Raw genomic sequence first — 21,803 nt, forward strand, 5'->3', positions numbered from 1 at the left:
CGGCGCGGAGCGCGGCACGGGTCACGCTCCGGCGTAGTGCACCCGGATCAGCTCGGCCGAGTCCGCAGCATCCAGTTCAATACCGAACTCCCGGTCGAGAACGTCCATCAATTCGCCCACAGGAACGCTTCGTTCGTCCACCAAGCCGTCCGGGCGCGCCAGCGTCAGCTGATCGCCCACCAACCGGCGACGGACCTCGGGACCGGCCTTCTGCAACACCGGCCGACGAATGAACGACGACTTGGGGTGGGTCGACGTGTAGTGGTTCATTACTACGTAGTCGACGGGGAGTCGCCGCTCCTGGGTGTACGCGTAGAGGTCGAACCATCCGTCGGGGCGCCATGTCCGCAGCGCCAAGACGCCTTCGTTCTCCTCCTGGAGGCTGAAACGCCACTCTCCTTGTTGCATTTCCACGCCCCCGCGCAGCGGGATCGGTTCGAGCAGCCCATCGGCTCCAAACCCGGTGTCGCAGTGCCACGCTTCGCCGTCCACCTCGACCTTCAGGAGCATGTGGCTCACCGCGCGCGTGGAGGTCGCTCCGGCCCTGACGCGTGCCCCGAGTCCGGTGACGTCGAAGCCGATGTGTTCCAGGGCCGCCGCGAAGAGCAGGTTCTGCTCGTAGCAGTAGCCGCCCCGCCGTCTGCGCAGCAGCTTGTCCTGCAGCGCAGGCAGGTCCAGCGGAACCGGTCGGCCTAGCATCATCTCGAGGTTCTCGAAGGGGATGGCCGCCACGTGCTCTCGGTGGAGCGTGCGCAGCGTCTCCAGGTCCGGCTCCGTCTTGCCCGTGTGGCCGAGCCTCCCCAAGTAGGCGTCGATATCGAGTTCTTCCCCGTTCCATGTCATGGGCCCATGATCTCCACGACCGCACTCCGGACCAACCAGGTTTGGCTGCGACTCAGTTACTGAGTCACTGACCTGGGGCACTACGACGTTGTCAGCCCCACGTCGTAGCGTGTGCGTTACGCCATAGCGTGTGCGTGGTGGGACGAGCCTGGTGAAGCGACGGCGGCCAGATCACGAGGAGGGGGAAGTCCAGTGAGCAGTGTCAGCAAGGGCATCAAGAAGGTCGAAGTCGGACTCAAGTGGGATCCGAGTCCGGCCGGGACACCGCCCAACGACCTCGACATCATCGCGGCGACGTACGCAGCCGATGCGCCGTACGGCGCTCCTGTGTACCTCGTGCACTTCGACAGCCGCTCCCCCGACGGCACGATCACCCTCAACCGCGACAGCAGGACGGGGCAGGGTTTCGGTTTCGACGAGGTCATGACGCTGGAGCTGGACCGCCTCGGTGCCACGCTCACCCGGGTCGTGGTGGGAGTGGCCATACAGCAGGAGACGGGCCAGAAGGTGTTCGGTGACATCTCGAACGCCGCGTTCCGGATCCGTGAGGGCCACAAGAACCTGGCGGAGAGCGACCTGGCGGGCATCTCCGGCTGCACGGCCGCGACCATCGCCCATTTCACCCGGGACGAATCCGGAGCGTGGTCGTTCCGCAAGGTCGTCCGGGGCTTCGACGCCGACCCGACGACGTTCGCCTCGCTGATGGGCAGCGAGCACTGATCCCTCTGGCCGACACGGACCCAGGCTGACACCGGCCACGAGACGGACGGCTGAGCCCACCACGCTCCAGCTGAGCCCACCACACACAAGAGAGGGTGCCGACCCATGGTCGGCACCCTCTCTCACGTGGTGCTCAGCGTCTCCGGCAGCAGTCGCTCAACGCCGCCTCGGACGCAGTCCCGCTCGCTGTCAGCTGCAGCCGCTGGTCGAGCCGCAGCCCTCGCAGATGTAGCAGGAACCGGCGCGCTGCATCTTCGTCCCGCAGGAGAAGCACAGCGGCGCGTCGGCCTGGATGCCCAGCTGCATCTCCACGAGCTCAGCGCTGGTGTGCGCCTGCTGCGGAGCCTCCTTGGCCACCTCGGCCTCGGCCTTCGGCGTGGCGACCGCCTTCAGGGACTCGGGCTGCCGCGGAGCGGACTGCGCCAGACCCTCGACGTCCACCTCGTCCTCGGCGGGCTCGTACGACCCGGTCTCCAGGTGACGCTGACGCTCTTCGGCCGAGTGGATGCCGAGCGCGGAGCGCGTCTCGAAGGGCAGGAAGTCCAGCGCCAGGCGGCGGAAGATGTAGTCGACGATCGACTGCGCCATCCGCACGTCCGGGTCGTCCGTCATACCGGCCGGCTCGAAGCGCATGTTCGTGAACTTGGAAACGTACGTCTCCAGGGGCACGCCGTACTGCAGACCCACGGAGACGGCGATGGAGAAGGCGTCCATCATGCCCGCAAGGGTCGAGCCCTGCTTGGACATCTTCAGGAAGACCTCGCCCAGACCGTCGTCCGGGTAGGAGTTGGCGGTCATGTAACCCTCGGCGCCACCCACCGTGAAGGACGTGGTGATGCCGGGGCGGCCCTTCGGGAGGCGCTTGCGGACCGGACGGTACTCGACGACCTTCTCGACCGCGGCACGGATCGTGCCCTCGGTCTTCTCGGTGACCTCGACCTTCTCCGCTTCCTTCTTCTTGGCGGAGAGGGGCTGGCCGACCTTGCAGTTGTCGCGGTAGATGGCGAGCGCCTTGACGCCCATCTTCCAGGCCTCGTAGTAGACCTCTTCGACGTCCTCGACGGTGGCGGTCTCCGGGAGGTTGACCGTCTTGGAGAGGGCGCCCGAGATCCACGGCTGGATCGCGGCCATCATGCGGACGTGGCCCATCGCGGAGATGGAACGCTCGCCCATGGCGCAGTCGAAGACCTCGTAGTGCTCGGTCTTCAGACCCGGGGCGTCGATCACGTTGCCGTTCTCGGCGATGTGGGCGACGACCGCCTCGATCTGCTCCTCCTGGTAGCCCAGGCGACGCAGGGCCTGCGGCACAGTGCCGTTGACGATCTGCATCGATCCGCCGCCGACGAGCTTCTTGAACTTCACCAGGGCGAGGTCGGGCTCCAGGCCCGTGGTGTCGCAGGACATCGCGAGACCGATGGTGCCGGTCGGGGCGATGACCGACGCCTGGGAGTTACGGAAACCGTTCTTCTCGCCGAGGCGGACGACGTCCTGCCAGGCCTCCGTGGCGGCGGCCCAGATCGGCGAGTCCAGGTCGTCCATGCGGACGGCCGAGGCGTTGGCGTCGGCGTGCTGCTTCATGACGCGCTTGTGCGGCGTGGCGTTGCGGGCGTAGCCGTCGTACGGACCGACGACCGCGGCGAGCTCGGCGGAGCGCTTGTACGACGTGCCCGTCATCAGCGACGTGATGGCACCGGCAAGGGCACGGCCGCCGTCGGAGTCGTAGGCGTGGCCGGTCGCCATGAGCAGGGCGCCCAGGTTGGCGTAGCCGATGCCCAGCTGACGGTAGGCGCGGGTGTTCTCGCCGATCTTCTGCGTCGGGAAGTCCGCGAAGCAGATCGAGATGTCCATCGCGGTGATGACCAGCTCGACAACCTTGGAGAAGCGCTCGGCGTCGAAGGACTGGTTCCCCTTGCCGTCGTCCTTCAGGAACTTCATCAGGTTCAGCGAGGCGAGGTTGCAGGACGTGTTGTCCAGGTGCATGTACTCACTGCACGGGTTCGAGCCGTTGATCCGGCCGGACTCCGGGCAGGTGTGCCAGGCGTTGATGGTGTCGTCGTACTGGATGCCGGGGTCGGCGCAGGCCCAGGCGGCCTCGGCCATCTTGCGGAAGAGCGACTTGGCGTCGACCTCCTCGATGACATCGCCCGTCATGCGGGAGGTGAGGCCGAACTTGCCGCCCTCCTCGACCGCCTTCATGAACGTGTCGTTCACGCGGACCGAGTTGTTGGCGTTCTGGTACTGGACGGACGTGATGTCGTCCCCGCCCAGGTCCATGTCGAAGCCCGCGTCACGCAGGGCGCGGATCTTCTCCTCTTCCTTCACCTTGGTCTCGATGAAGCCCTCGATGTCGGGGTGGTCGACGTCGAGGATGACCATCTTGGCCGCGCGACGCGTGGCGCCACCGGACTTGATGGTTCCGGCGGAGGCGTCGGCACCGCGCATGAAGGAGACCGGACCCGAGGCGTTGCCTCCGGAGGACAGCAGTTCCTTGGAGGAACGGATGCGGGACAGGTTCAGGCCGGCGCCGGAGCCGCCCTTGAAGATCATGCCCTCTTCCTTGTACCAGTCGAGGATCGACTCCATGGAGTCGTCGACGGCCAGGATGAAGCAGGCGGACACCTGCTGCGGCTGGGGCGTACCGACGTTGAACCAGACCGGCGAGTTGAAGCTGAAGACCTGGTGCAGGAGGGCGTACGCCAGCTCGTGCTCGAAGATCTCGGCATCGGCGGGCGAGGCGAAGTAGCTGTAGTCCTCGCCGGCCTTGCGGTAGGTCTTCACGATGCGGTCGATCAGCTGCTTGAGGCCGGTCTCGCGCTGCGGGGTACCGACAGCCCCGCGGAAGTACTTGCTGGTGACGATGTTGACCGCGTTCACCGACCAGAAGTCGGGGAACTCGACGCCACGCTGCTCGAAGTTGACCGAGCCGTCGCGCCAGTTGGTCATGACGACGTCACGGCGCTCCCAGACCACCTCGTCGTACGGATGCACGCCGGGGGTCGTGTGGATGCGCTCGATACGCAGACCCTTGCTGGCCTTGGATCCCTTGGCGCGGGAACCTCGTGCCGGGCCGCTCGTCGTCTCGGTCATGCCGCCTCCCTATATCAGGCTAAAACGCCCTGAAGTGCCACGTTGTTCCCATGGCACGGATGTGTGTCTGATGCCGAAGGCACCCCGGAGGGCACCTTCAACAGGTCTGGTTCGCCGCCGGCCCGTCGGTCAGCCGGTCAGTCGGCGGCAGTGGCGGGCACCGGGACTTCGACAGTCCCTCCGGGCCCGCAGTCATTCACGACGCGCTCTCCGCCCGCGCCGCTCGGCTCGGCATCGAGCCGCTGTTCCCTCAGCTCCTCGATGGCAGCCTCGAAGTCCTCAAGTGAGTCGAAGGCCCGGTACACGGACGCGAAGCGCAGGTAGGCGACGAGGTCGAGCTCCTGCAACGGGCCGAGTATGGCAAGGCCCACGTCGTGAGTGGTGAGCTCGGCGCTTCCGGTGGCCCGCACCGCTTCTTCGACCCGCTGGCCGAGCAGAGCGAGGGCATCCTCGGTCACCGGTCGCCCCTGGCATGCCTTGCGGACGCCATTGATGACCTTGGTGCGACTGAAGGGTTCCGTCACGCCACTCCGCTTCACCACCATCAGCGAGCACGTCTCCACCGTCGTGAAACGACGGGAGCAGTCGGGGCACTGACGGCGCCGTCGGATCGACGTGCCGTCGTCAGTGGTGCGACTGTCGACTACGCGGCTGTCGGGGTGCCTGCAGAAGGGGCAGTGCATGGAACTCCCAACCCTCCTTCACGGCACGACTCATAAGCCTCAACGAGCCCTCGGGGCCCTCGAAGCAGCCCCAAGCATAGGCGATCCCGGAGGCCCTGAAAGACCAGGGACCACAACTTCTGGGCTGCTGCCGCAATCCAACCACTAGATCTGGGGTTTGGCTGCTTTTTCGACACCGCGCGTGTCGTGCCGCCTCAGCCGACCCCAGACGCAGATGGCCGCCACTCACGCCGCTCTGGGCGGGGGCCGGTGCCGGGTTGACGGGGTGCCGGGTGGCAGTATGGGAGCCCCACCGAGGGGCTCACTGTCCCGGCGGTGAAGCGTACCGTAATGAACCGAATTGCCGTTCGGCCCGAGCGCTAGCCATACACCCAAACACATGATCACGGTAGGTAATCTCCGGTTTTTCACTCGAACGTGTGTTTGGCGCAACCTTTCGAAAGCAACTACCGTTGGCTAGCTAGGGAGAGAACATCTCGAGAGGGGCCGACCGACGTGACCACCACCGCAGACAGCGCCACCATCACTGCCCAGGACCGCTCCCAGAGCCGACTCGAGCCGGTGCATGCCATGAATGACGCAGCCACGAACCAGGAGGGGCCCAAGCCCACTCGCTCCCTGCCGGGCCGACCTCCAGGCATCCGAGCCGACAGCTCGGGGCTCACCGACAGGCAACGCCGAGTGATCGAGGTCATCAGGGACTCCGTGCAGCGGCGTGGCTACCCGCCGTCCATGCGGGAGATCGGTCAGGCGGTCGGGCTTTCCAGCACCTCCTCCGTCGCCCACCAACTGATGGCTCTGGAGCGCAAGGGCTTCCTGCGCCGCGACCCGCACCGCCCTCGGGCGTACGAGGTGCGGGGCTCGGACCAGCCCAGCAGCCAGCCCACCGACACCACCGGCAAGCCCGCCGCGTCGTACGTCCCGCTCGTGGGCCGCATCGCCGCCGGTGGGCCGATCCTCGCCGAGGAATCGGTCGAGGACGTCTTCCCCCTCCCCCGCCAGCTGGTGGGAGACGGCGAGCTCTTCGTACTGAAGGTCGTCGGTGACTCGATGATCGAGGCCGCGATCTGTGACGGCGACTGGGTCACGGTGCGCCGCCAGCCCGTCGCGGAGAACGGCGACATCGTGGCAGCCATGCTGGACGGCGAAGCGACGGTCAAGCGCTTCAAGCGCGAGGACGGCCACGTCTGGCTGCTCCCGCACAACTCCGCGTACCAGCCGATCCCCGGCGACGAGGCGACGATCCTCGGCAAGGTCGTGGCGGTGCTCCGGCGGGTGTGACACCGCCCCTGACCGGGCCCCGGAACCAACTGCGCCGGTTCCGGGGCCCTGCTGCGTCTACGGCTCGCCACGCCCCGCCAGGCACGAGGGGCCGGTCGAGCGCGAGGGGCCGGTCGAGCCCGAAAGACCGGTCGGGCGCGAGAGGCTAGGCCTCGTCGGCCTTCGCCACCGCGTCGATCGCGGCAAGCGAGCGACGTGCCTGATTACGGTCCGTCGTGTACCAGAAGTCGGGCAGCGAAGCCCGCAGGTAGCTGCCGTAGCGCGCAGTGGCCAGGCGGGGGTCCAGGACAGCAACCACGCCGCGGTCCCCGGAGGCCCGTACGAGACGTCCCGCGCCCTGCGCCATCAGCAGGGCCGCATGGGTCGCCGCGACCGCCATGAAGCCGTTTCCACCGGCATCGTCGACCGCCTTCTGGCGAGCGCTCATCAGCGGATCGTCGGGACGCGGGAACGGGATCTTGTCCATGATCACCAGCTGGCAGCTGGCTCCCGGCACGTCGACACCCTGCCAGAGCGACAGCGTCCCGAAGAGGCAGGTCTTCGAGTCCGCGGCGAAGCCCTTGATCAGCTCACCCAGCGTCTCCTCGCCCTGCAGCAGGATCGGCATGTCGAGACGCCCGCGCAGCTCCTCCGCCGCGCCCTGGGCGGCACGCATCGAGGAGAACAGGCCGAGGGTGCGCCCACCGGCCGCCTCGATCAGCTCGGCCAGCTCATCGAGCATGTCGCTGCGCGTGCCCTCGCGTCCCGGCCTGGCCAGGTGCTTGGCGACGTACAGGATGCCCTGCTTGCCGTAGTCGAACGGGGAGCCGACGTCGAGGCCCTTCCAGACGGGTGCGTCGTCGGATTCGGTGCCCTCCGGAGCCAGGCCGAGCGAGGCGCCCACTCCGTTGAAGTCACCGCCGAGCTTGAGCGTGGCAGAGGTCAGGACCACCGAACGGTCGGCGAAGAGCTTCTCTCTGAGGAGGCCCGACACGGACATGGGGGCCACCCGGAGGGACGCTCCGTAGCGATCGTGGCGCTCGTACCAGACCACGTCCCACTCGGATCCGTTCGTGATGCGCTCCGACACGTCGTGGATGGACTCCACGGAGGCGAGAGCCTGCTTGCGGACCGCGTCCTCGTCCTGGACCGACTTGTCCCTGGTCGAACCGAGCGCACTGATGACCGTGCGTGCGGCGTCGCGCAGGGCCATCAGCGCATAGCCGAGGTCCTCGGGGATCTCCTCCAGGCGGCCGGGCAGGGCCAGCTCCATCAGCCGCTCGAAGCCCTCCGAAGCGGTCTGGAGCTGATCCGCCGCCTTCTCGTTGACCAGCTTCGCCGCACGGCGCACGGCGCGGTTGACCTGCCCCGGGGTGAGCTCCCCGGTGGCCACACCGGTGACGCGGGAGACCAGCTCGTGGGCCTCGTCCACGATCAGCACCTCGTGCTGGGGCAGGACGGGGGCGCCTTCGATGGCGTCGATGGCGAGCAGCGCGTGGTTCGTGACGACGACCTCGGAGAGCTTGGCGCGCTCCCGGGCCGCCTCGGCGAAGCACTCCGCCCCATAGGCGCACTTCGAAGCTCCCAGGCACTCCCTGGAGGAGACGGACACCTGGCCCCAGGCCCGGTCGGACACTCCGGGGGTCAGGTCGTCACGGTCGCCGGTCTCGGTCTCGTCCGCCCAGTCCCGCATCCGCAGGAGGTCCTGGCCCAGCTTGCTGGTGGGAGCAGCCGCCTCGAACTGGTCGAAGAGGCCCTCCTCCTCGTCCTGCGGCATGCCTTCGTGGAGGCGGTGCAGGCACAGATAGTTCGAGCGGCCCTTGAGCATCGCGTACTGGGGTCGGCGGCGCAGCAGCGGATGCAGCGCGTCCACCGTGCGCGGCAGATCGCGCTCCACGAGCTGGCGCTGCAGGGCGAGAGTGGCCGTCGCGATCACCACACGCTCGCCGTGGGCGAGAGCCGGCACCAGATAGCCGAGGGATTTACCCGTGCCGGTGCCGGCCTGGACCAGCAGGTGGGAGCCGTCGTCGATCGCCTCGGCGACGGACTCGGCCATGGACACCTGGCCAGGGCGTTCCGTACCACCGACAGCGGTGACGGCGGCGTGCAGGAGCTCGGGGAGCAAGGGCTTCGTCATAGCGCGACCACCCTACGGTGCCCCACTGACAATCCGCCGATCAAGGCTGATGGAGGGGGTTGGCCACGGTTCCGTGCACGGCGGCGTGCGGACGCTGCGGACGATCACGGTACCCGTCGAGGTGGAGGCGGTTCCGGTTCAGGCAGAGCCGCTCGATTCGGGGGGTGAGCAGGTCGAACATCTCGTACCGTTCCTTCAGCTCCGGAGCGCGTGCCTGGTGCCGCAGGATCTCGGACCGTACGAAGGACCAGAAGTCGCTCTCCGGGACACCCAGTTGCTCTTCGCAGAGAGGCGCGAGATACCGGAAGACGCCTACGAAGAGACCCGAGTGGATGAACTGGGTGAGGAAGCCGGGGGGCTCGGTGAGCAGTACGTCGCGGACGTCGCCCGGCATCGCGTCCTGCTCGGGCAACGGCACCGCGCTCACGTTGACGTCGTCCACGAAGTCCTTCACCGCAAGCCGGACAGGCACGTCGTTGTCGTCGAAGACGACGATGGTGTTCTCCCCATGAGGGGAGAACACCGTTCCGTAGCGGTACAGGAAGTGCAGCAGGGGCGGCAGCAGTGCGGCGAAGAGCCGTCGCAGCCAGGCCACGGGAGTCAGCCCCGAGCGTTCCACGAGCTCCGCGACGAACGCACGTCCGTCGAGGTCGGTGTGCGCGAGTGAGGCGAGGGTGCGGGCGCGTTCCCCGGGGGCCAGGTACCGGCTGATGGGCTCTCGCCAGATGGCACCAAGCAACTCTCGGTACTGATAGGGGACTTCGGGCAGGCCGTCGTACACGGGATGCTCGACGGCCACTGAGGCCACCTCGCCGAGGAGGATGACCCCGCATTCGTCCCGGAGGAAGGGGTCCGCGTCCCGGAGCGCGTGCATCCATGCCGTGACTGCGGGCGCAGCGACCGTGCGGCCGGTCGGGAGCCCCCGCCACACGAGGGTGTTGAGAACCGACAAAGGGAGCTTCACTGTGTGCCGGTCGGGGCGGGTGGTGTTCAGGAACGTACGGATGGATTGCTGGGGCAGGCGCAGATCGCCGTCGCTGCAGAGCGGGACGATGGCATCGGTGGCGATGGACGGCGCGAAGAGCGGCAGCACGATCTCGTCCCACTGCCACGGGTGCACAGGGAGGTAGAGGTACTCCTCCGGGTCCAGCCCACGTGCGCGCAGTAAATCGGCGAAGGCGCCCCTGGTGTCGGCGGAGAGCTCCCGGGCGTAGAGCTGCTGCGCGGTGTCCAGTCCCGTGACGCCTCGGTACACGGCGAGGCCGGTGTGCACGGCGATCCAGGGGAGGGTCGTGGTGCGGCGGGCCTCGGGCGCCCATCGGTCGGTGTCGCCCGCGGAGAAGCCGATGCGTCCCTTGTTGAGGACGAGCCAGGGATGGCCTGTCTGGTGCCCTTCGAGTTCCGCGTAGTCGAGGTCGGCGAGCCGGGCGGCGCTGAGCGCCGTGTGGTCGATCCGGGCGTCGGCGCTGAGGGTGACGGTGAGCTCGCGGATGAGGTGACCGAGTGTGGCGCCGTCCAGGCCCAGGGTCCGGCGGGCCAGTACGAGGAATCGCAGGGGGTCGCTCAGAGATTGGGCAGGACCGTCGCCCTCGGTGAGGGTCAGGCCCGCCGGATCCACGTACCAGCTGCCGTACGAGCCGCGACGGGCGCGGAAGGTGACGCTGGAGCCCTGTCGGCCCGCCGAGTCAGTGATCCCGCCGTGCTCCCCTGCCGCCTCGGCGTCCTCGGCCGCTTCGGCCGCCCCGTCCTGGTCGGCCGGATCAAGGTCGAGCCGATAGATGTCCCCGCCCCCGTCGGTCCCGGATACAAGTGCGGGTACGGGCACGGGCCGAATGATCTCCTCGTACGCGAACTCCCCGATCATCTTGGCCAGCAGACGCCGTCCCGCCTCTCGCCATCTGTCCTGGGTCAGCTCGGGCGGGTCGTACAGCTCGGGGGCGGGGCGGGGAATCGGGCTGGCGGACGGATTCGGCACGGGGACTCCTCAGTGAGGGAACCGGATCGGGTCGAGCGGTGTACTAAGAATGATCGAGTCAGAGCACGGCGCGCAGGGCCCGGTCACGAATCATGAGAGCCGCGCGTTTGTCGGGCAGATCCACCTCGGCGAAGAAGCGGAAGCCAGCGCTCAGGAAGGCTGAGACGGAGGGGGTGTTGCGCAGATCGGGCTCAGCCACGACGCGTGCGCAGGCAGGACGGTGGTCGAGCACCAGGTCGGCCACGGCTTTGAGCAACGAAGTGCCGAGGCCACGGCCGCGGTTGGCGACGCTGCCGATGAGGAGGTGGATTCCGGTGTCGTGCGGCCGCGACGCGTAGTGCCTGGCGAGCGGGTCCAGGTCCGCCCGGTAGATCTCCCAGTAGCTCATCGGCATGCCGTCCAGGACGCCCAGGCAGGGAACGCTGCGTCCGTCCCCGTCGAGCTGGGTCCGGAGGTGGGCCTCCGTCACGGCTTCGGGTCCGGCCAGCTCCCAGAAGGCGGCCACAGCAGGGTCATTCATCCAACGGCTGATCAGCGGGAGGTCACGTTCGAGACGTACGGGTACGAGCTGGAAGACACCGGCGCCGGTAGTGGTGGGGCCCCAGTCCCCGACGCCGTCCAGGAGATCGTCCTGCACCGCGCCGACCCGCCGCTCGCCCTCGGCCAGCAGGGCGACGAGCTCGTCGGGCAGCCGCAGGTCGAGGGTGTCCGTGCAGTCGGCGCCGGCGGTGGCTGATTCGATCCCGGCATCGGTGCTCGCATCGGTGGGAGGCACGACGTCGCTCCTGTCAGCAGAGGTGGGGCATGTTCCTCAGGAATGAAGGGGGTTGGGGATGGTGACGTAGACGGACTGGGTGTCGACCGGGCCGACGAGCTCGTCGAGGCCGTGCAACCGGGTCAGCAGATTGGCCTTGCACCGCAGCACGGGTGAGTCGAGCAAGGTCGCGGGCAGCGAGGTACGCAGCTTGGCGGGCCCCGTGGCGACATCGCCGAGGAAGCGGCGGAAGGCGGCGAGCAGCAGCCGTTCGTCCGCGAGCCGTTCGGCGCCGAGGGCTCCGATGAGACCGAGGACGTTGTTGATGCCGAGGTAGTAGGCGAACCGCTCGTCGGTCACCTCGTCGGAGACGAACGTGTCGCTGTCCCGGCCGATGCCGGGAAGTCGTCGCTCGAGTTCGGCGCGCCGGGACTCGCGGAAGTAGTAGCCCTGGTTGTCGCGGTAACGGCCGCCCACGGGCCAGCCTTCGGGATCGAGCAGGAGAAGGGTGTTCTGCTGGTGCGCCTCCAGCGCGACACCCGCCTCGCTGTCCAGCCACAGCACGGGGCGCACGACGGTTTCCAGGTAGCGCAGGAACCACTCGGTGGCAACTGCACCCCTGGAGCGGCCCGTTCGCCCGGCGAGCCGGGTGACGGTTTCGCCGAGCCGGGAGCGCATCGCGTGGCGGTCCTGGCACGCGGGCAGCGCCGAAGGCCGCGGCGAGACCAGTCCGGCGATGCAGGTGGCGTCGTCCCCGGACCGGAAGGGGTTGTGCCGGATCATGACGTCGAGTCCGGGGACGGGCGCGCCGTCGGGCCCCGTGACGGCGAGCCATGCCGGGTCGCGGATCACGTCGAAGCAGGGGTGGACCGACTGCCACTCCTCGGCGAGGCCGCTGCGCAACAGACGGTGGACCTCGACGCCGCGGTGGAGTTCCTTGCGGAGGTTTTCACGACGGGAGTTGGTGATGCGCAGGCCGAGCGACAGCTTCAGCATGGCGGCCGCGCCGGAGCGGTAGAGGGTGCGTACGGAGGAGGTGGGGCGCCAGGGGGTGCCGTGAGCACCGAGGTCCCGGAGCAGTCCGGCGTCGAAGAGCGCGGCGGTCGAGGGCCGGTGACGGAGCTCGCGGATCTGCCAGGGGTGCACGGGAAGAGCGACGTGGTCGTCCGTGAGCGGCAATTCGGAGCCGACGAGGCGGGCGGTGAGCTGTTCGGCTGAAACAGCCCGGCCGCGCTCGGTCCACGCCGAGTCGGAAGCGAGCACCGAGCGGTCGACGGCCAGCCAGTGCAGTGCGAAGGAGCCGCGCAACTCCGGTGAGTAGAGGCGGGCTTCGGTGTCGGACAGGCCCTCTCGACTCTTGGGGGTCGGGTGGAGGGGATGTCCGAGGAGCAGGGACTGCTCGGCGGCGAGGAAGAGGTCGGGCTCATCGGCGGGCCGGTCGCGGCGGTCGGCGATGAAGGCGGCCGTGCGCCGGACCGAGTCGGCGACCCGGCCGACCAGATCGGCGCCGTCGACCGGCTCGGCCGGGTCCACGGGTTCAGCCGGGTCCGTTGCTCCGGCCGCTTCCGCAGTACCGGCTTTGCCTCCCGAGCCGCCCAGGTCAGACGGGTAGGTCAACCCTGCCAAGGCTGCCGACGCCGTGTCCGTGCCGTCCTGAGCTGCCTCTCCCTCGGCTCCCTCTCCCTCGACTCCCTCGCCCCGCACCTCCGCCTCACCCGTCGGCGGTTCCGTCGCGCGGCGGGCCGTCTCGCGGCCGAGGAGGGCGGCGACGGTGACCGCGTCGACGGGCGGCGCGCTCGCGGGGCCGTCCTCCAGGTAGGGGAGGCTGAAGCGATGCCAGCCGGTGGCCGACCAGTAGTGCACGGGGACGAGCAGGGCCGTTCCGCTGGCCTCGAGGGGGACCCGTAGGACGCCTCGATCCGGAGCGGGGAGGTTGTTCTCCCTGACCCAGCAGCGGAGGAGGTTCTCGACGGCCGCGGCCTGTGCGGCGACGTGCGGGTCGGGGTGTTCCAGCAGGTCGGTGGATGCCCCGCGCAGGCGCTCGGCGTCCTGGCCGCCACCCTTCTGCCGGGGAACCGTACCGGGCTCCGCCACCAGTGAGGTGTGCGCGCCGCACGCGCCTGGGGCGTCGGGTTGGGGGCGGCCTTCGGATGCGGGGGTGGCGTTCAAGAGTGCTTCCTTGTGAGGTTGTTCGGGGCTCCGTGTAGCGACTGGACCCGGTGCGTGACCGGCGGTTCATGTCCGGCAGAACGGCCCGGGCACGTCTTGGCTATCCGTGGTGGGCATGCGCCGCGGTGGTCAGCGCATCGGCAAGGCGGTCGAGGACCGCGGCGGCCTGTTCATCGGTGAGAGTGAGCGGAGGCAGGAGTCGTACGACGCTGGAATGGCGGCCGCCGAGTTCGACGATAAGGCCGCGGCGCAGGCATTCCCGCTGCACGGCCGCGGCCAGTTCGGGGGCCGGAGGGCGAGGTTGCGCGGTGGAAGGGAGGTCGGCGACGGACGCTGCTCCGGTGGGCGGCGCCCCGGGGGGCCGGACGGCCTCGGCGTGTGCTGTGCGGCTTGCTGCGGTCTGCGACGGAAGCGTCGCTGACTCAGGGCTCAACTCCGGCTGTGACGGCGGATGTGACGCCCGGGGTGACACCTGGTGTGACGTCGTCGGTGGCTCCAACCGGGCCTCCTGCTCCCGGTCTGTCCTCGGCTCGGACGTCGGGTCCACCAGCTCCACGCCGATCATCAGCCCTCGGCCGCGGACCTCACCGATGCAGGGATGGTGCGCGGCCAGGGAGCGGAGTTGCGCGAGCATCCGGGCGCCGAGGGTGGCGGCGCGTTCGGCGAGGCCGTTCTCACGAACGTACGCGAGGGTCGCCGCGCCCGCCGCCATGGCGAGCTGGTTTCCGCGGAAGGTCCCCGCGTGGGCGCCGGGCGGCCATACGTCGAGGTCGTCGCGGTAGACCACGACGGCCAGCGGAAGGCTGCCGCCGATCGCTTTGGAGAGCACCATCACGTCCGGAACGATGCCACTGTGCTCGACGGCCCAGAAGGCGCCGGTGCGGCCGACGCCCGTCTGCACCTCGTCCGCGATGAGCGGGATGCCGCGCGCGGCGGTGATCTCGCGCATCCGGCGGAGCCAGGTGTCGGGCGCGGGATAGACCCCGCCCTCGCCCTGGACCGGTTCGAGGATCATGCCTGCGGGGGTCGGTACGCCCGACTTGGTGTCGTCGAGGAGGCTTTCGGTCCACCGGGCGGACAGTTCGGCGCCGCGATCGCCGCCGAGGCCGAAGGGGCAGCGGTAGTCCTGGGGATAGGGCAGGCGCGCGACCCGATTGCTCGATGCGCCGCCGGATGCTTCGAGCGCCCCGGCGGTCATGCCGTGGTAGGCGCCGGTGAAGGCGAGCATTCCGTCGCGGCCGGTGGCCGTGCGGACCAGTTTCAGCGCTGCCTCCACCGCGTCCGTCCCGGCAGGGCCGCAGAACTGGATCCGCGCGCGGTCCGCCAGACCGCGCGGCAGCGTGTGGAACAGCTCCGTGGTGAAGGCGTCCTTGACCGGCGTGGCCAGGTCGAGGACGTGCAGCGGGGCCCCGGAGTCGAGGACCTTCCTGATCGCTTCGAGCACCACCGGGTGGTTGTGGCCGAGGGCCAGGGTCCCGGCGCCCGAGAGACAGTCGAGGTATCGGCGGCCGTCGGCGCCCTCGATCGTCAGGCCGCGGGCCCGGACCGGCACGATCGGAAGGGCGCGCGCGTAGGTGCGGGCGGCCGATTCGCGTGCCGACTGGCGCCGCAGGATTCCCTCGTGGCCTGTGGAATGTGCCGTGGAGTGCGCCGCGGAATCTGCCGTGGTGTGCGCCGCTGTGCGAGTCGCGGGCCGCGGTGCCGTCTCCGGCACCGACGGCGATTCGGACTCCGTTACGGACTGCGTTGCGGAATGCGTTACGGGCTGCGGTGCGGAATTCCCTGCGGACACCGCCGCGTGCGCAGGCTCGGTCACGGCCACGAGTGGTGGTCCTCCCGCTGTGGACGAGCGCGCCCGTCCGATGCGGCTCCGGAGAGCTCCACAGGGGCGAACACGCAGGCGAGTTGGCAGGGGGAATGAACGCAGGCCGCGACTCCCCCGTACGTACCAACGACGAGGGGCCCGGCGGAACACGGGTAATCCGAAGATCCTTGCCGTGACGGAACCGTTGCCCTTCCGTGGGCCGTCCCCAACGGCACCGGCATAGTGTGGGGGCCGTTCATCAGCCACGGATGGCGCCGCTCCCCCGAGCAAACCCGAGCAAACCCAGCGAAGGGGTGCCGCACCGGTGGCAACGGGTGTTCCACACCCGGATGTCCAGCACTTTGGAACAATTTCGAAGCCCAGGGGGAATCTCCAGATGCGACCCATACGTCCGCTCTTCACTGTTCGCAATGGGAGGAGCATGCGCAGCAGAACCTCCCCTGTGGCGGCTGTGGCGCTCGGTGCGGCGCTCGTACTGACCGCCACGGCCTGCGGCCCCAGCGACGACAACGCCGGCGGTGACTCGTCCTCGTCCCAGCCCGGCGGCAGCAACGGTGACGACAAGATCCAGATCCCGGACGCCTGGAAGGACAAGCTCAAGGAAAACGGGATCGATCTGGACGAATGGAAGAACGGCGCCTGGAAGAACTGGAACAAGGACGACTGGCTGCGCGAGGCCGGTGACTTCGTCAACCCGATCATCGAGGACCTGTGGGACCCGGACCGGATGCGGGACGCCGACAAGAACCCCGACCGGGGCGTCGACGACAACGACATCTCCGGTGACCAGGGCGTGACCGACCCGACGCCCAAGCCCGTGGAGGCTGCCGCCGTGCAGGCGCCGTACCACGACCAGGTCGCCGAGTCGGGCAAGCTCTTCTTCGACAGCCCCGAGGGTTCGATGGTCTGCTCCGCGACCGTCGTCAAGGACCCGGCCCACCCGGGCAAGTCCAACATGGTGTGGACCGCGGGCCACTGCGTGCACGCAGGCGCCAAGGGCGGCTGGTACCGCAACATGGTCTTCGTCCCCTCGTACAACAACAGCGGCAAGTCGGCCGAGGAGCTGCAGAACGCTCCCAAGGAAGAGGTCGCTCCGTACGGCGTCTGGTGGGGCGACTGGGCGCAGACCTCCGACCAGTGGATCGAGCAGGGCGGTCCGACCGGCGGTGCGGGCGCGCCGTACGACTTCGCGGTCATCCACGTGAAGCCGGAGAAGGGCAGTGAGGGCAAGTCGCTCGAGGAGACGGTCGGTTCCGCGCTCCCGGTGGACTTCAACGCCCCGGCCGTGCCGCGGATCGACACCATGACGGCGACCGGCTACCCGGCGGCGCCGCCGTTCGACGGTCAGAAGCTGTTCCAGTGCGCCGACAAGCCCGGCCGGCTCTCGCTGACCAAGCCCGACCCGACGATGTACCGCGTCGGCTGCACCATGACCGGCGGTTCGTCCGGTGGTGGCTGGGTCGCCAAGGGGCAGAACGGCAAGCCGGCTCTGGTGTCGAACACCTCCATCGGTCCGGTGACGGCGGGCTGGCTGGCCGGTCCGCGCCTCGGCAAGGAGGCCAAGGGCATCTACAGCGCGGTGAGCAAGAAGTTCGCCGACAAGTAGTGCGGCAGGCAGTTCGGTCCCCACTCGCCGAGTGGTGAGCCGATCTCTCGGGGGCAGTCGTGTGGCTGCCCCCAGGGACCTTCGTACGGTGGCGGGGCGCCGGAAACCTTCACGCCCCCGCCGCCGTTCGTCCCCAACCTCACAGGCATAGTGAGGTGTTGCGTCGACGTCGGAGATGAAGATCCGCGTCGGCGCACATGACACGAACATGGCAAATACCGCACATGGCAAATACACGTTCCATCGGGGGTAACAGCACCATGCGTTCCACTCGTGCGCCGTTCGCGCGCAGCCGCGGACGGCGGGTGGCGCTCGCCGCCACCGGGCTCGCAGCGACCCTGGCACTCACCGCCACGGCCTGTGGCCCGAGCGACGACAAGGCGAGCGACAAGCCGGACACCAACTCGTCCCAGGGAGCCGACGGCTCCGACTCGGGTTCCGACGTCCAGCTTCCCGGCGGCTTCGCCGACAAGCTCAAGGACAAGGGCATCGACCTGGACGACTGGAAGAACGGCGCCTGGACGAACTGGGACAAGGGCGACTGGGTCCGGGAGGCCAAGGACTTCGCCAACCCGGTCATCGAAGGGCTCTGGAAGCCCGAGCGGATGAAGAAGGCCAAGGACCCGAACAAGACGATCGCCTCGAAGGACGCGGCCGCCGGTCAGGGCGGCACCGACCCCGAGCCGTCGCCGGTCCAGGCCAAGCGGGAGCGGACTCCGTACCACAAGAACGCCGCTCCGGTCGGCAAGATCTTCTTCGACTCCCCCGAGGGTTCGATGGTCTGCTCCGGCACCGTGGTGAAGGACCCGCGCAACCCGGGCAAGTCCAACCTCGTGTGGACCGCGGGCCACTGCGTGCACGCCGGCCAGAAGGGCGGCTGGTACCGCAACATCGCCTTCGTGCCCTCCTACAACGACCTGGGCAAGTCCGAGGCCGACCTGCGCAACGCGGCTCCGCAGGAGATCGCCCCCTACGGCCAGTACTGGGCCGACTGGGTCTCGACCTCCAACGAGTGGATCAACGAGGGCGGTCCGACGGGCGGCGCGGGTGCGACGTACGACTACGCCGTCCTGCACGTGAAGCCGGAGCAGGGCAGCAAGTCCCTCGAGGAGACCGTCGGCAACGCGCTCGATGTCGACTTCTCGACCCCGGCCGCGCAGAGCGTGAGCTCCATGGGCGCCTGGGGCTACCCGGCCGCTCCCCCGTACAACGGCCTGATCATGCACAAGTGCGTCGACAAGCCGGGCCGCCTCTCGATGTCGCCGTCCCTGCCGACGATGTACCGCATCGGCTGCACCATGACCGGTGGTTCGTCCGGCGGTGGCTGGTTCCGGGTGTCGGGCGGCAAGACGAAGCTCGTGTCGAACACCTCGATCGGCCCGGCCGAGAACACCTGGCTGGCGGGCCCGCAGCTGGGCCGGGGCGCCGAGCAGGTCTACGACATGATGAGCAAGAAGTACGGCGCGCAGTAGTCGCGCGGCGCATCTGAGACGGCGAAGGCCCGCCCCCTGCGAGAGGGGGCGGGCCTTCGCCTTGTGCGCTTACGTGCGGTGCGCCGAGGTTCAGTGCGCCGCAGGCACGTACGGAGCGAGCTCCGCGGCGAGTTCCTCGTGCACCTGCGCCTTGAGCAAGGTGCCGTCGGCGGTGTGCTCCTCGGAGAGCACCTCGCCCTCGGCGTGCGCCCGCGAGACGAGCTGTCCGTGCGTGTACGGAACGAGGGCCTCGATCTCGACCTCGGGCCGCGGCAGTTCGGTGTCGATGAGCCCGAGCAGCTCCTCGATGCCGACGCCGGTCCGCGCGGAGACCGCGATCGCATGCTTCTCGTTGCGCAGCAGGCGCTGGAGGACCAGCGGGTCCGCCGCGTCCGCCTTGTTGATCACCACGATCTCGGGCACGTCGGTCGCGCCCACGTCGCGGATGACCTCGCGCACGGCGGCGAGCTGCTCCTCCGGCACGGGGTGCGAACCGTCCACCACGTGCAGGATCAGGTCGGAGTCGCCGACCTCTTCCATCGTGGAGCGGAAGGCCTCGACGAGGTGGTGCGGCAGATGCCGGACGAACCCGACGGTGTCCGCGAGGGTGTAGATCCGGCCGCTCGGCGTCTCTGCCCTGCGGACCGTGGGGTCGAGGGTGGCGAACAGCGAGTTCTCCACCAGGACGCCCGCGCCCGTGAGGCGGTTGAGCAGCGAGGACTTGCCCGCGTTCGTATATCCGGCGATGGCGACCGAAGGCACCTTGTTGCGCCTGCGCTCCTGCCGCTTGATGTCGCGGCCCGTCTTCATCTCCGCGATCTCCCGGCGCATCTTCGCCATCTTCTCGCGGATCCGTCGCCGGTCCGTCTCGATCTTGGTCTCACCGGGACCACGGGTGGCCATGCCGCCACCGCCGCCGCCACCCATCTGACGGGAGAGCGACTGACCCCAGCCGCGGAGCCTCGGCAGCATGTACTGCATCTGCGCGAGGGCGACCTGCGCCTTGCCCTCTCGGGACTTGGCGTGCTGGGCGAAGATGTCGAGGATCAGGGCGGTCCTGTCGACCACCTTGACCTTGACGACGTCTTCGAGGTGGATCAGCTGGCCGGGGCTCAGCTCACCGTCGCAGACGACGGTGTCGGCTCCGGTCTCGAGCACGATGTCACGCAGCTCCAAGGCCTTGCCGGAGCCGATGTACGTCGCCGGGTCGGGCTTGTCGCGGCGCTGGACGAGGCCGTCGAGCACGAGCGCGCCCGCCGTCTCGGCGAGTGCGGCCAGCTCGGCGAGGGAGTTCTCCGCATCCTGGACCGTGCCCGAAGTCCACACGCCGACGAGCACCACGCGCTCCAGGCGGAGCTGTCGGTACTCGACTTCGGTGACGTCCTCGAGCTCGGTGGAGAGTCCCGCGACGCGGCGCAGAGCCGCACGCTCGGAACGGTCGAACTGCTCGCCGTCCCGCTCTCCGTCGATCTCGTGGCTCCAGGCGACGTCCTCTTCCATCAGGGCATCGGCCCGAAGACCTTCGGGGTAGTTCTGCGCGAAGCTCTGTGCGTCCTGGGAAGGGGAAGAAGAGGAGGTCATTGGGTCCTTACGTCGATACGTCGATGGGAAAGCGACGGATGCGGGACCCGTCACATTCGACAACGCCCGGAGTGATCCGGAGATTCCCGGAACCGGCCGGTCGTGCCCTGAGATGTCCCCGAGGGGATGTCCCTGACGGGCCGCGTCGTCGACCTGACGATGGTTGCACGGCACGGCCCGTCTCGTCATCCTGGTTATTTCCCGGAACTCCAGTCCGGATGCCCCGGCATCGGCGGCGTCTTCTTCCCGTACAGCCAGCCGTCGAAGAATCCGTCGAGGTCACGCCCGGCGATCTCGGAGGCGAGCCGCACGAAGTCGGCGGTCTCGGCGTTGCCGTCGTGGTGGTGACGGACCCAGTCCCGCTCCAGGCGCTCGAAGGCCCGGTGTCCGATCTCCTGGCGCAGGGCGTAGAGCACCAGGGCGCTGCCGTCGTAGACGACGGGGCGGAAGATGCTGATCTTCTTCCCGGGTGCGGGCGCCTTCGGCCAGGCCGGCGGCCCACCGGCCGCTCGCCAGCTGTCCGACTGACGGTAGGCCGCCCGCATACGGTCGGTCACGGGCTTCTTCGCCTTCTCCTCGGCGTAGAGGGCCTCGTACCAGGTGGCGTGGCCCTCGTTGAGCCAGAGGTCCGACCAGGACCGCGGGCTGACGCTGTCGCCGAACCACTGGTGCGCGAGCTCGTGCACCATGATCGAGTCGACGTACCACTCGGGGTACTCGGGACGGGTGAAGAGCTCTCTCTCGAAGAGAGAGAGCGTCTGCGTCTCCAGTTCGTAGCCGGTCTTCGCCCCGGCGATCAGGACCCCGTAGACCTCGAAGGGGTAGCGGCCGACCTTCTTCTCCATCCAGCCGATCTGTCCGGGGGTCTTCTTCAGCCAGGGCTCCACGGCCTTGCGGTCCTTGGTGGGCACCACGTCGCGGACGGGAAGGCCGTGCGGGCCCTGTCGGCGCAGCACGGTGGAGCGGCCGATCGACACCTGGGCCAGCTCGGTCGCCATGGGATGGTGGTGCCGGTACGCCCACGTGGTCGCGCTGCCGTGCCGGGTCGCGCCGACGGGCAGGCCGTTGGCGACAGCCGTGTACCCCTTGGGGGCGGTGATCCGGAACGTGAACTCTGCCTTGTCCGCCGGGTGGTCGTTGCACGGAAAGACCAGGTGGGCGGCGTCGGCCTGATTGGCCATGGCGAGTCCGTCGTCGGTGCGAACCCACCCGCCCTGGGTGCCCTTCGCGTACTCGGGATCGCTGGTGTGCCGGACGGTGATCTGCATCCGCTCGCCCTGCCCGATGGGCGCGGACGGCGTGACGACCAGGTCCTCGCCGCCGCTCTCGAAGCGTGCGCGCTTGCCGTTCACCTCGACGGAGCGCACGGTGCCGTGCGCGAAGTCCAGGTTCACGCGATCCAGGGAGGCGGTCGCCTCGGCCTCGATCTTGGTGACGGCGTCCAGCGGCTTGCGGTTGTCACCGCGGTAGGTGAAGGCGATGTCGTACGACGCCACGTCGTATCCGGGGTTGCCCAGGTGCGGGAAGAGGCGGTCGCCGATGCCGAGCGGCGTGGCCGGCGAGGGCGCGCTCGCCGCGACGAGGGCGGCGGACGCGGCCGCCGCGATCAGTGCGGCGGCGACGCGAGGGGGGCGGAGGGACTTCGGCCCTGAGGCCGTGGTCCGAGGGGTGAGCAGCATGAACAACCGCTA

General features: G+C 68.9%; 14 protein-coding genes. 4 read left to right on the forward strand and 10 right to left on the reverse strand.

Annotated features, from left to right (window positions below; all coding sequences use genetic code 11):
* Positions 1-21 precede the first annotated feature (21 nt).
* Positions 22-843: an arylamine N-acetyltransferase gene (locus tag ABZV77_RS04135; protein ID WP_356249994.1), complete on the reverse strand. Its 822-nt coding sequence runs from the start codon at positions 841-843 to the stop codon at positions 22-24.
* A 111-nt stretch (positions 844-954) separates the two neighbouring features.
* On the opposite strand from ABZV77_RS04135, the gene ABZV77_RS04140 reads away from it, so the two are divergent.
* Entirely contained in the window at positions 955-1,563 is a 609-nt protein-coding gene (locus ABZV77_RS04140) for a TerD family protein (protein ID WP_356249996.1), read from the forward strand.
* Between the two features lie 189 nt (positions 1,564-1,752).
* Here the strand turns inward: ABZV77_RS04140 and ABZV77_RS04145 are convergent, their stop codons facing one another.
* Positions 1,753-4,650, reverse strand: a complete 2,898-nt coding sequence (locus tag ABZV77_RS04145; RefSeq protein ID WP_356249998.1) for a vitamin B12-dependent ribonucleotide reductase — start codon at positions 4,648-4,650, stop codon at positions 1,753-1,755.
* Positions 4,651-4,787: 137 nt separating this feature from the next.
* Positions 4,788-5,333 carry a transcriptional regulator NrdR gene (gene nrdR, locus ABZV77_RS04150; protein ID WP_356250000.1) on the reverse strand — a complete coding sequence of 182 codons (546 nt, stop codon included), beginning with the start codon at positions 5,331-5,333 and terminating at the stop codon, positions 4,788-4,790.
* A 495-nt stretch (positions 5,334-5,828) separates the two neighbouring features.
* Here nrdR and lexA point away from each other — a divergent pair, with 495 nt between their 5' ends.
* Positions 5,829-6,614, forward strand: coding sequence for a transcriptional repressor LexA (gene lexA / locus ABZV77_RS04155; protein ID WP_030778599.1), 786 nt, complete (start codon positions 5,829-5,831; stop codon positions 6,612-6,614).
* A 145-nt stretch (positions 6,615-6,759) separates the two neighbouring features.
* On the opposite strand, the gene ABZV77_RS04160 is transcribed toward lexA, so the two are convergent.
* The 5 genes from ABZV77_RS04160 to ABZV77_RS04180 all read right to left on the reverse strand — a co-directional run bounded on the left by ABZV77_RS04160 (position 6,760) and on the right by ABZV77_RS04180 (position 15,243).
* Entirely contained in the window at positions 6,760-8,730 is a 1,971-nt protein-coding gene (locus tag ABZV77_RS04160) for an ATP-dependent DNA helicase (protein ID WP_356250004.1), read from the reverse strand.
* Between the two features lie 40 nt (positions 8,731-8,770).
* Positions 8,771-10,594: an IucA/IucC family siderophore biosynthesis protein gene (locus ABZV77_RS04165; protein ID WP_356250199.1), complete on the reverse strand. Its 1,824-nt coding sequence runs from the start codon at positions 10,592-10,594 to the stop codon at positions 8,771-8,773.
* Positions 10,595-10,763: 169 nt separating this feature from the next.
* Positions 10,764-11,480, reverse strand: a complete 717-nt coding sequence (locus ABZV77_RS04170; RefSeq protein ID WP_356250006.1) for a GNAT family N-acetyltransferase — start codon at positions 11,478-11,480, stop codon at positions 10,764-10,766.
* Positions 11,481-11,516: 36 nt separating this feature from the next.
* On the reverse strand, positions 11,517-13,496 hold the full coding sequence (locus tag ABZV77_RS04175; protein WP_356250201.1) for an IucA/IucC family protein: 1,980 nt from the start codon (positions 13,494-13,496) through the stop codon (positions 11,517-11,519).
* Positions 13,497-13,728: 232 nt separating this feature from the next.
* Entirely contained in the window at positions 13,729-15,243 is a 1,515-nt protein-coding gene (locus ABZV77_RS04180) for a diaminobutyrate--2-oxoglutarate transaminase family protein (RefSeq protein ID WP_356250203.1), read from the reverse strand.
* Positions 15,244-15,829: 586 nt separating this feature from the next.
* On the opposite strand from ABZV77_RS04180, the gene ABZV77_RS04185 reads away from it, so the two are divergent.
* Positions 15,830-17,059, forward strand: a complete 1,230-nt coding sequence (locus tag ABZV77_RS04185) for a hypothetical protein (RefSeq protein ID WP_356250008.1) — start codon at positions 15,830-15,832, stop codon at positions 17,057-17,059.
* Between the two features lie 260 nt (positions 17,060-17,319).
* A complete protein-coding gene (locus ABZV77_RS04190) occupies positions 17,320-18,531 on the forward strand; it encodes a hypothetical protein (protein WP_356250010.1) in 1,212 nt (403 codons plus the stop codon).
* 90 nt (positions 18,532-18,621) lie between these two features.
* On the opposite strand, the gene hflX is transcribed toward ABZV77_RS04190, so the two are convergent.
* Positions 18,622-20,112, reverse strand: a complete 1,491-nt coding sequence (hflX, locus tag ABZV77_RS04195) for a GTPase HflX (RefSeq protein ID WP_356250012.1) — start codon at positions 20,110-20,112, stop codon at positions 18,622-18,624.
* Between the two features lie 194 nt (positions 20,113-20,306).
* Entirely contained in the window at positions 20,307-21,791 is a 1,485-nt protein-coding gene (locus ABZV77_RS04200; RefSeq protein ID WP_356250014.1) for a M1 family metallopeptidase, read from the reverse strand.
* Positions 21,792-21,803: the final 12 nt, after the last annotated feature.

Source organism: Streptomyces sp. NPDC004732, assembly GCF_040609235.1.
In the GTDB taxonomy this organism is placed as follows: Bacteria; Actinomycetota; Actinomycetes; order Streptomycetales; family Streptomycetaceae; genus Streptomyces.

Bases quoted from the DNA above. Each gene is read 5' to 3' on its own strand.
- ABZV77_RS04145 (WP_356249998.1), bottom strand. From the start codon at position 4,650: ATGACCGAGACGACGAGCGGCCCGGCACGAGGTTCCCGCGCCAAGGGA.
- ABZV77_RS04185 (WP_356250008.1), top strand. From the start codon at position 15,830: ATGCGACCCATACGTCCGCTCTTCACTGTTCGCAATGGGAGGAGCATG.
- hflX (WP_356250012.1), bottom strand. From the start codon at position 20,112: ATGACCTCCTCTTCTTCCCCTTCCCAGGACGCACAGAGCTTCGCGCAG.
- ABZV77_RS04135 (WP_356249994.1), bottom strand. From the start codon at position 843: ATGACATGGAACGGGGAAGAACTCGATATCGACGCCTACTTGGGGAGG.
- ABZV77_RS04160 (WP_356250004.1), bottom strand. From the start codon at position 8,730: ATGACGAAGCCCTTGCTCCCCGAGCTCCTGCACGCCGCCGTCACCGCT.
- ABZV77_RS04165 (WP_356250199.1), bottom strand. From the start codon at position 10,594: ATGATCGGGGAGTTCGCGTACGAGGAGATCATTCGGCCCGTGCCCGTA.
- nrdR (WP_356250000.1), bottom strand. From the start codon at position 5,333: ATGCACTGCCCCTTCTGCAGGCACCCCGACAGCCGCGTAGTCGACAGT.
- ABZV77_RS04200 (WP_356250014.1), bottom strand. From the start codon at position 21,791: ATGCTGCTCACCCCTCGGACCACGGCCTCAGGGCCGAAGTCCCTCCGC.
- ABZV77_RS04190 (WP_356250010.1), top strand. From the start codon at position 17,320: ATGCGTTCCACTCGTGCGCCGTTCGCGCGCAGCCGCGGACGGCGGGTG.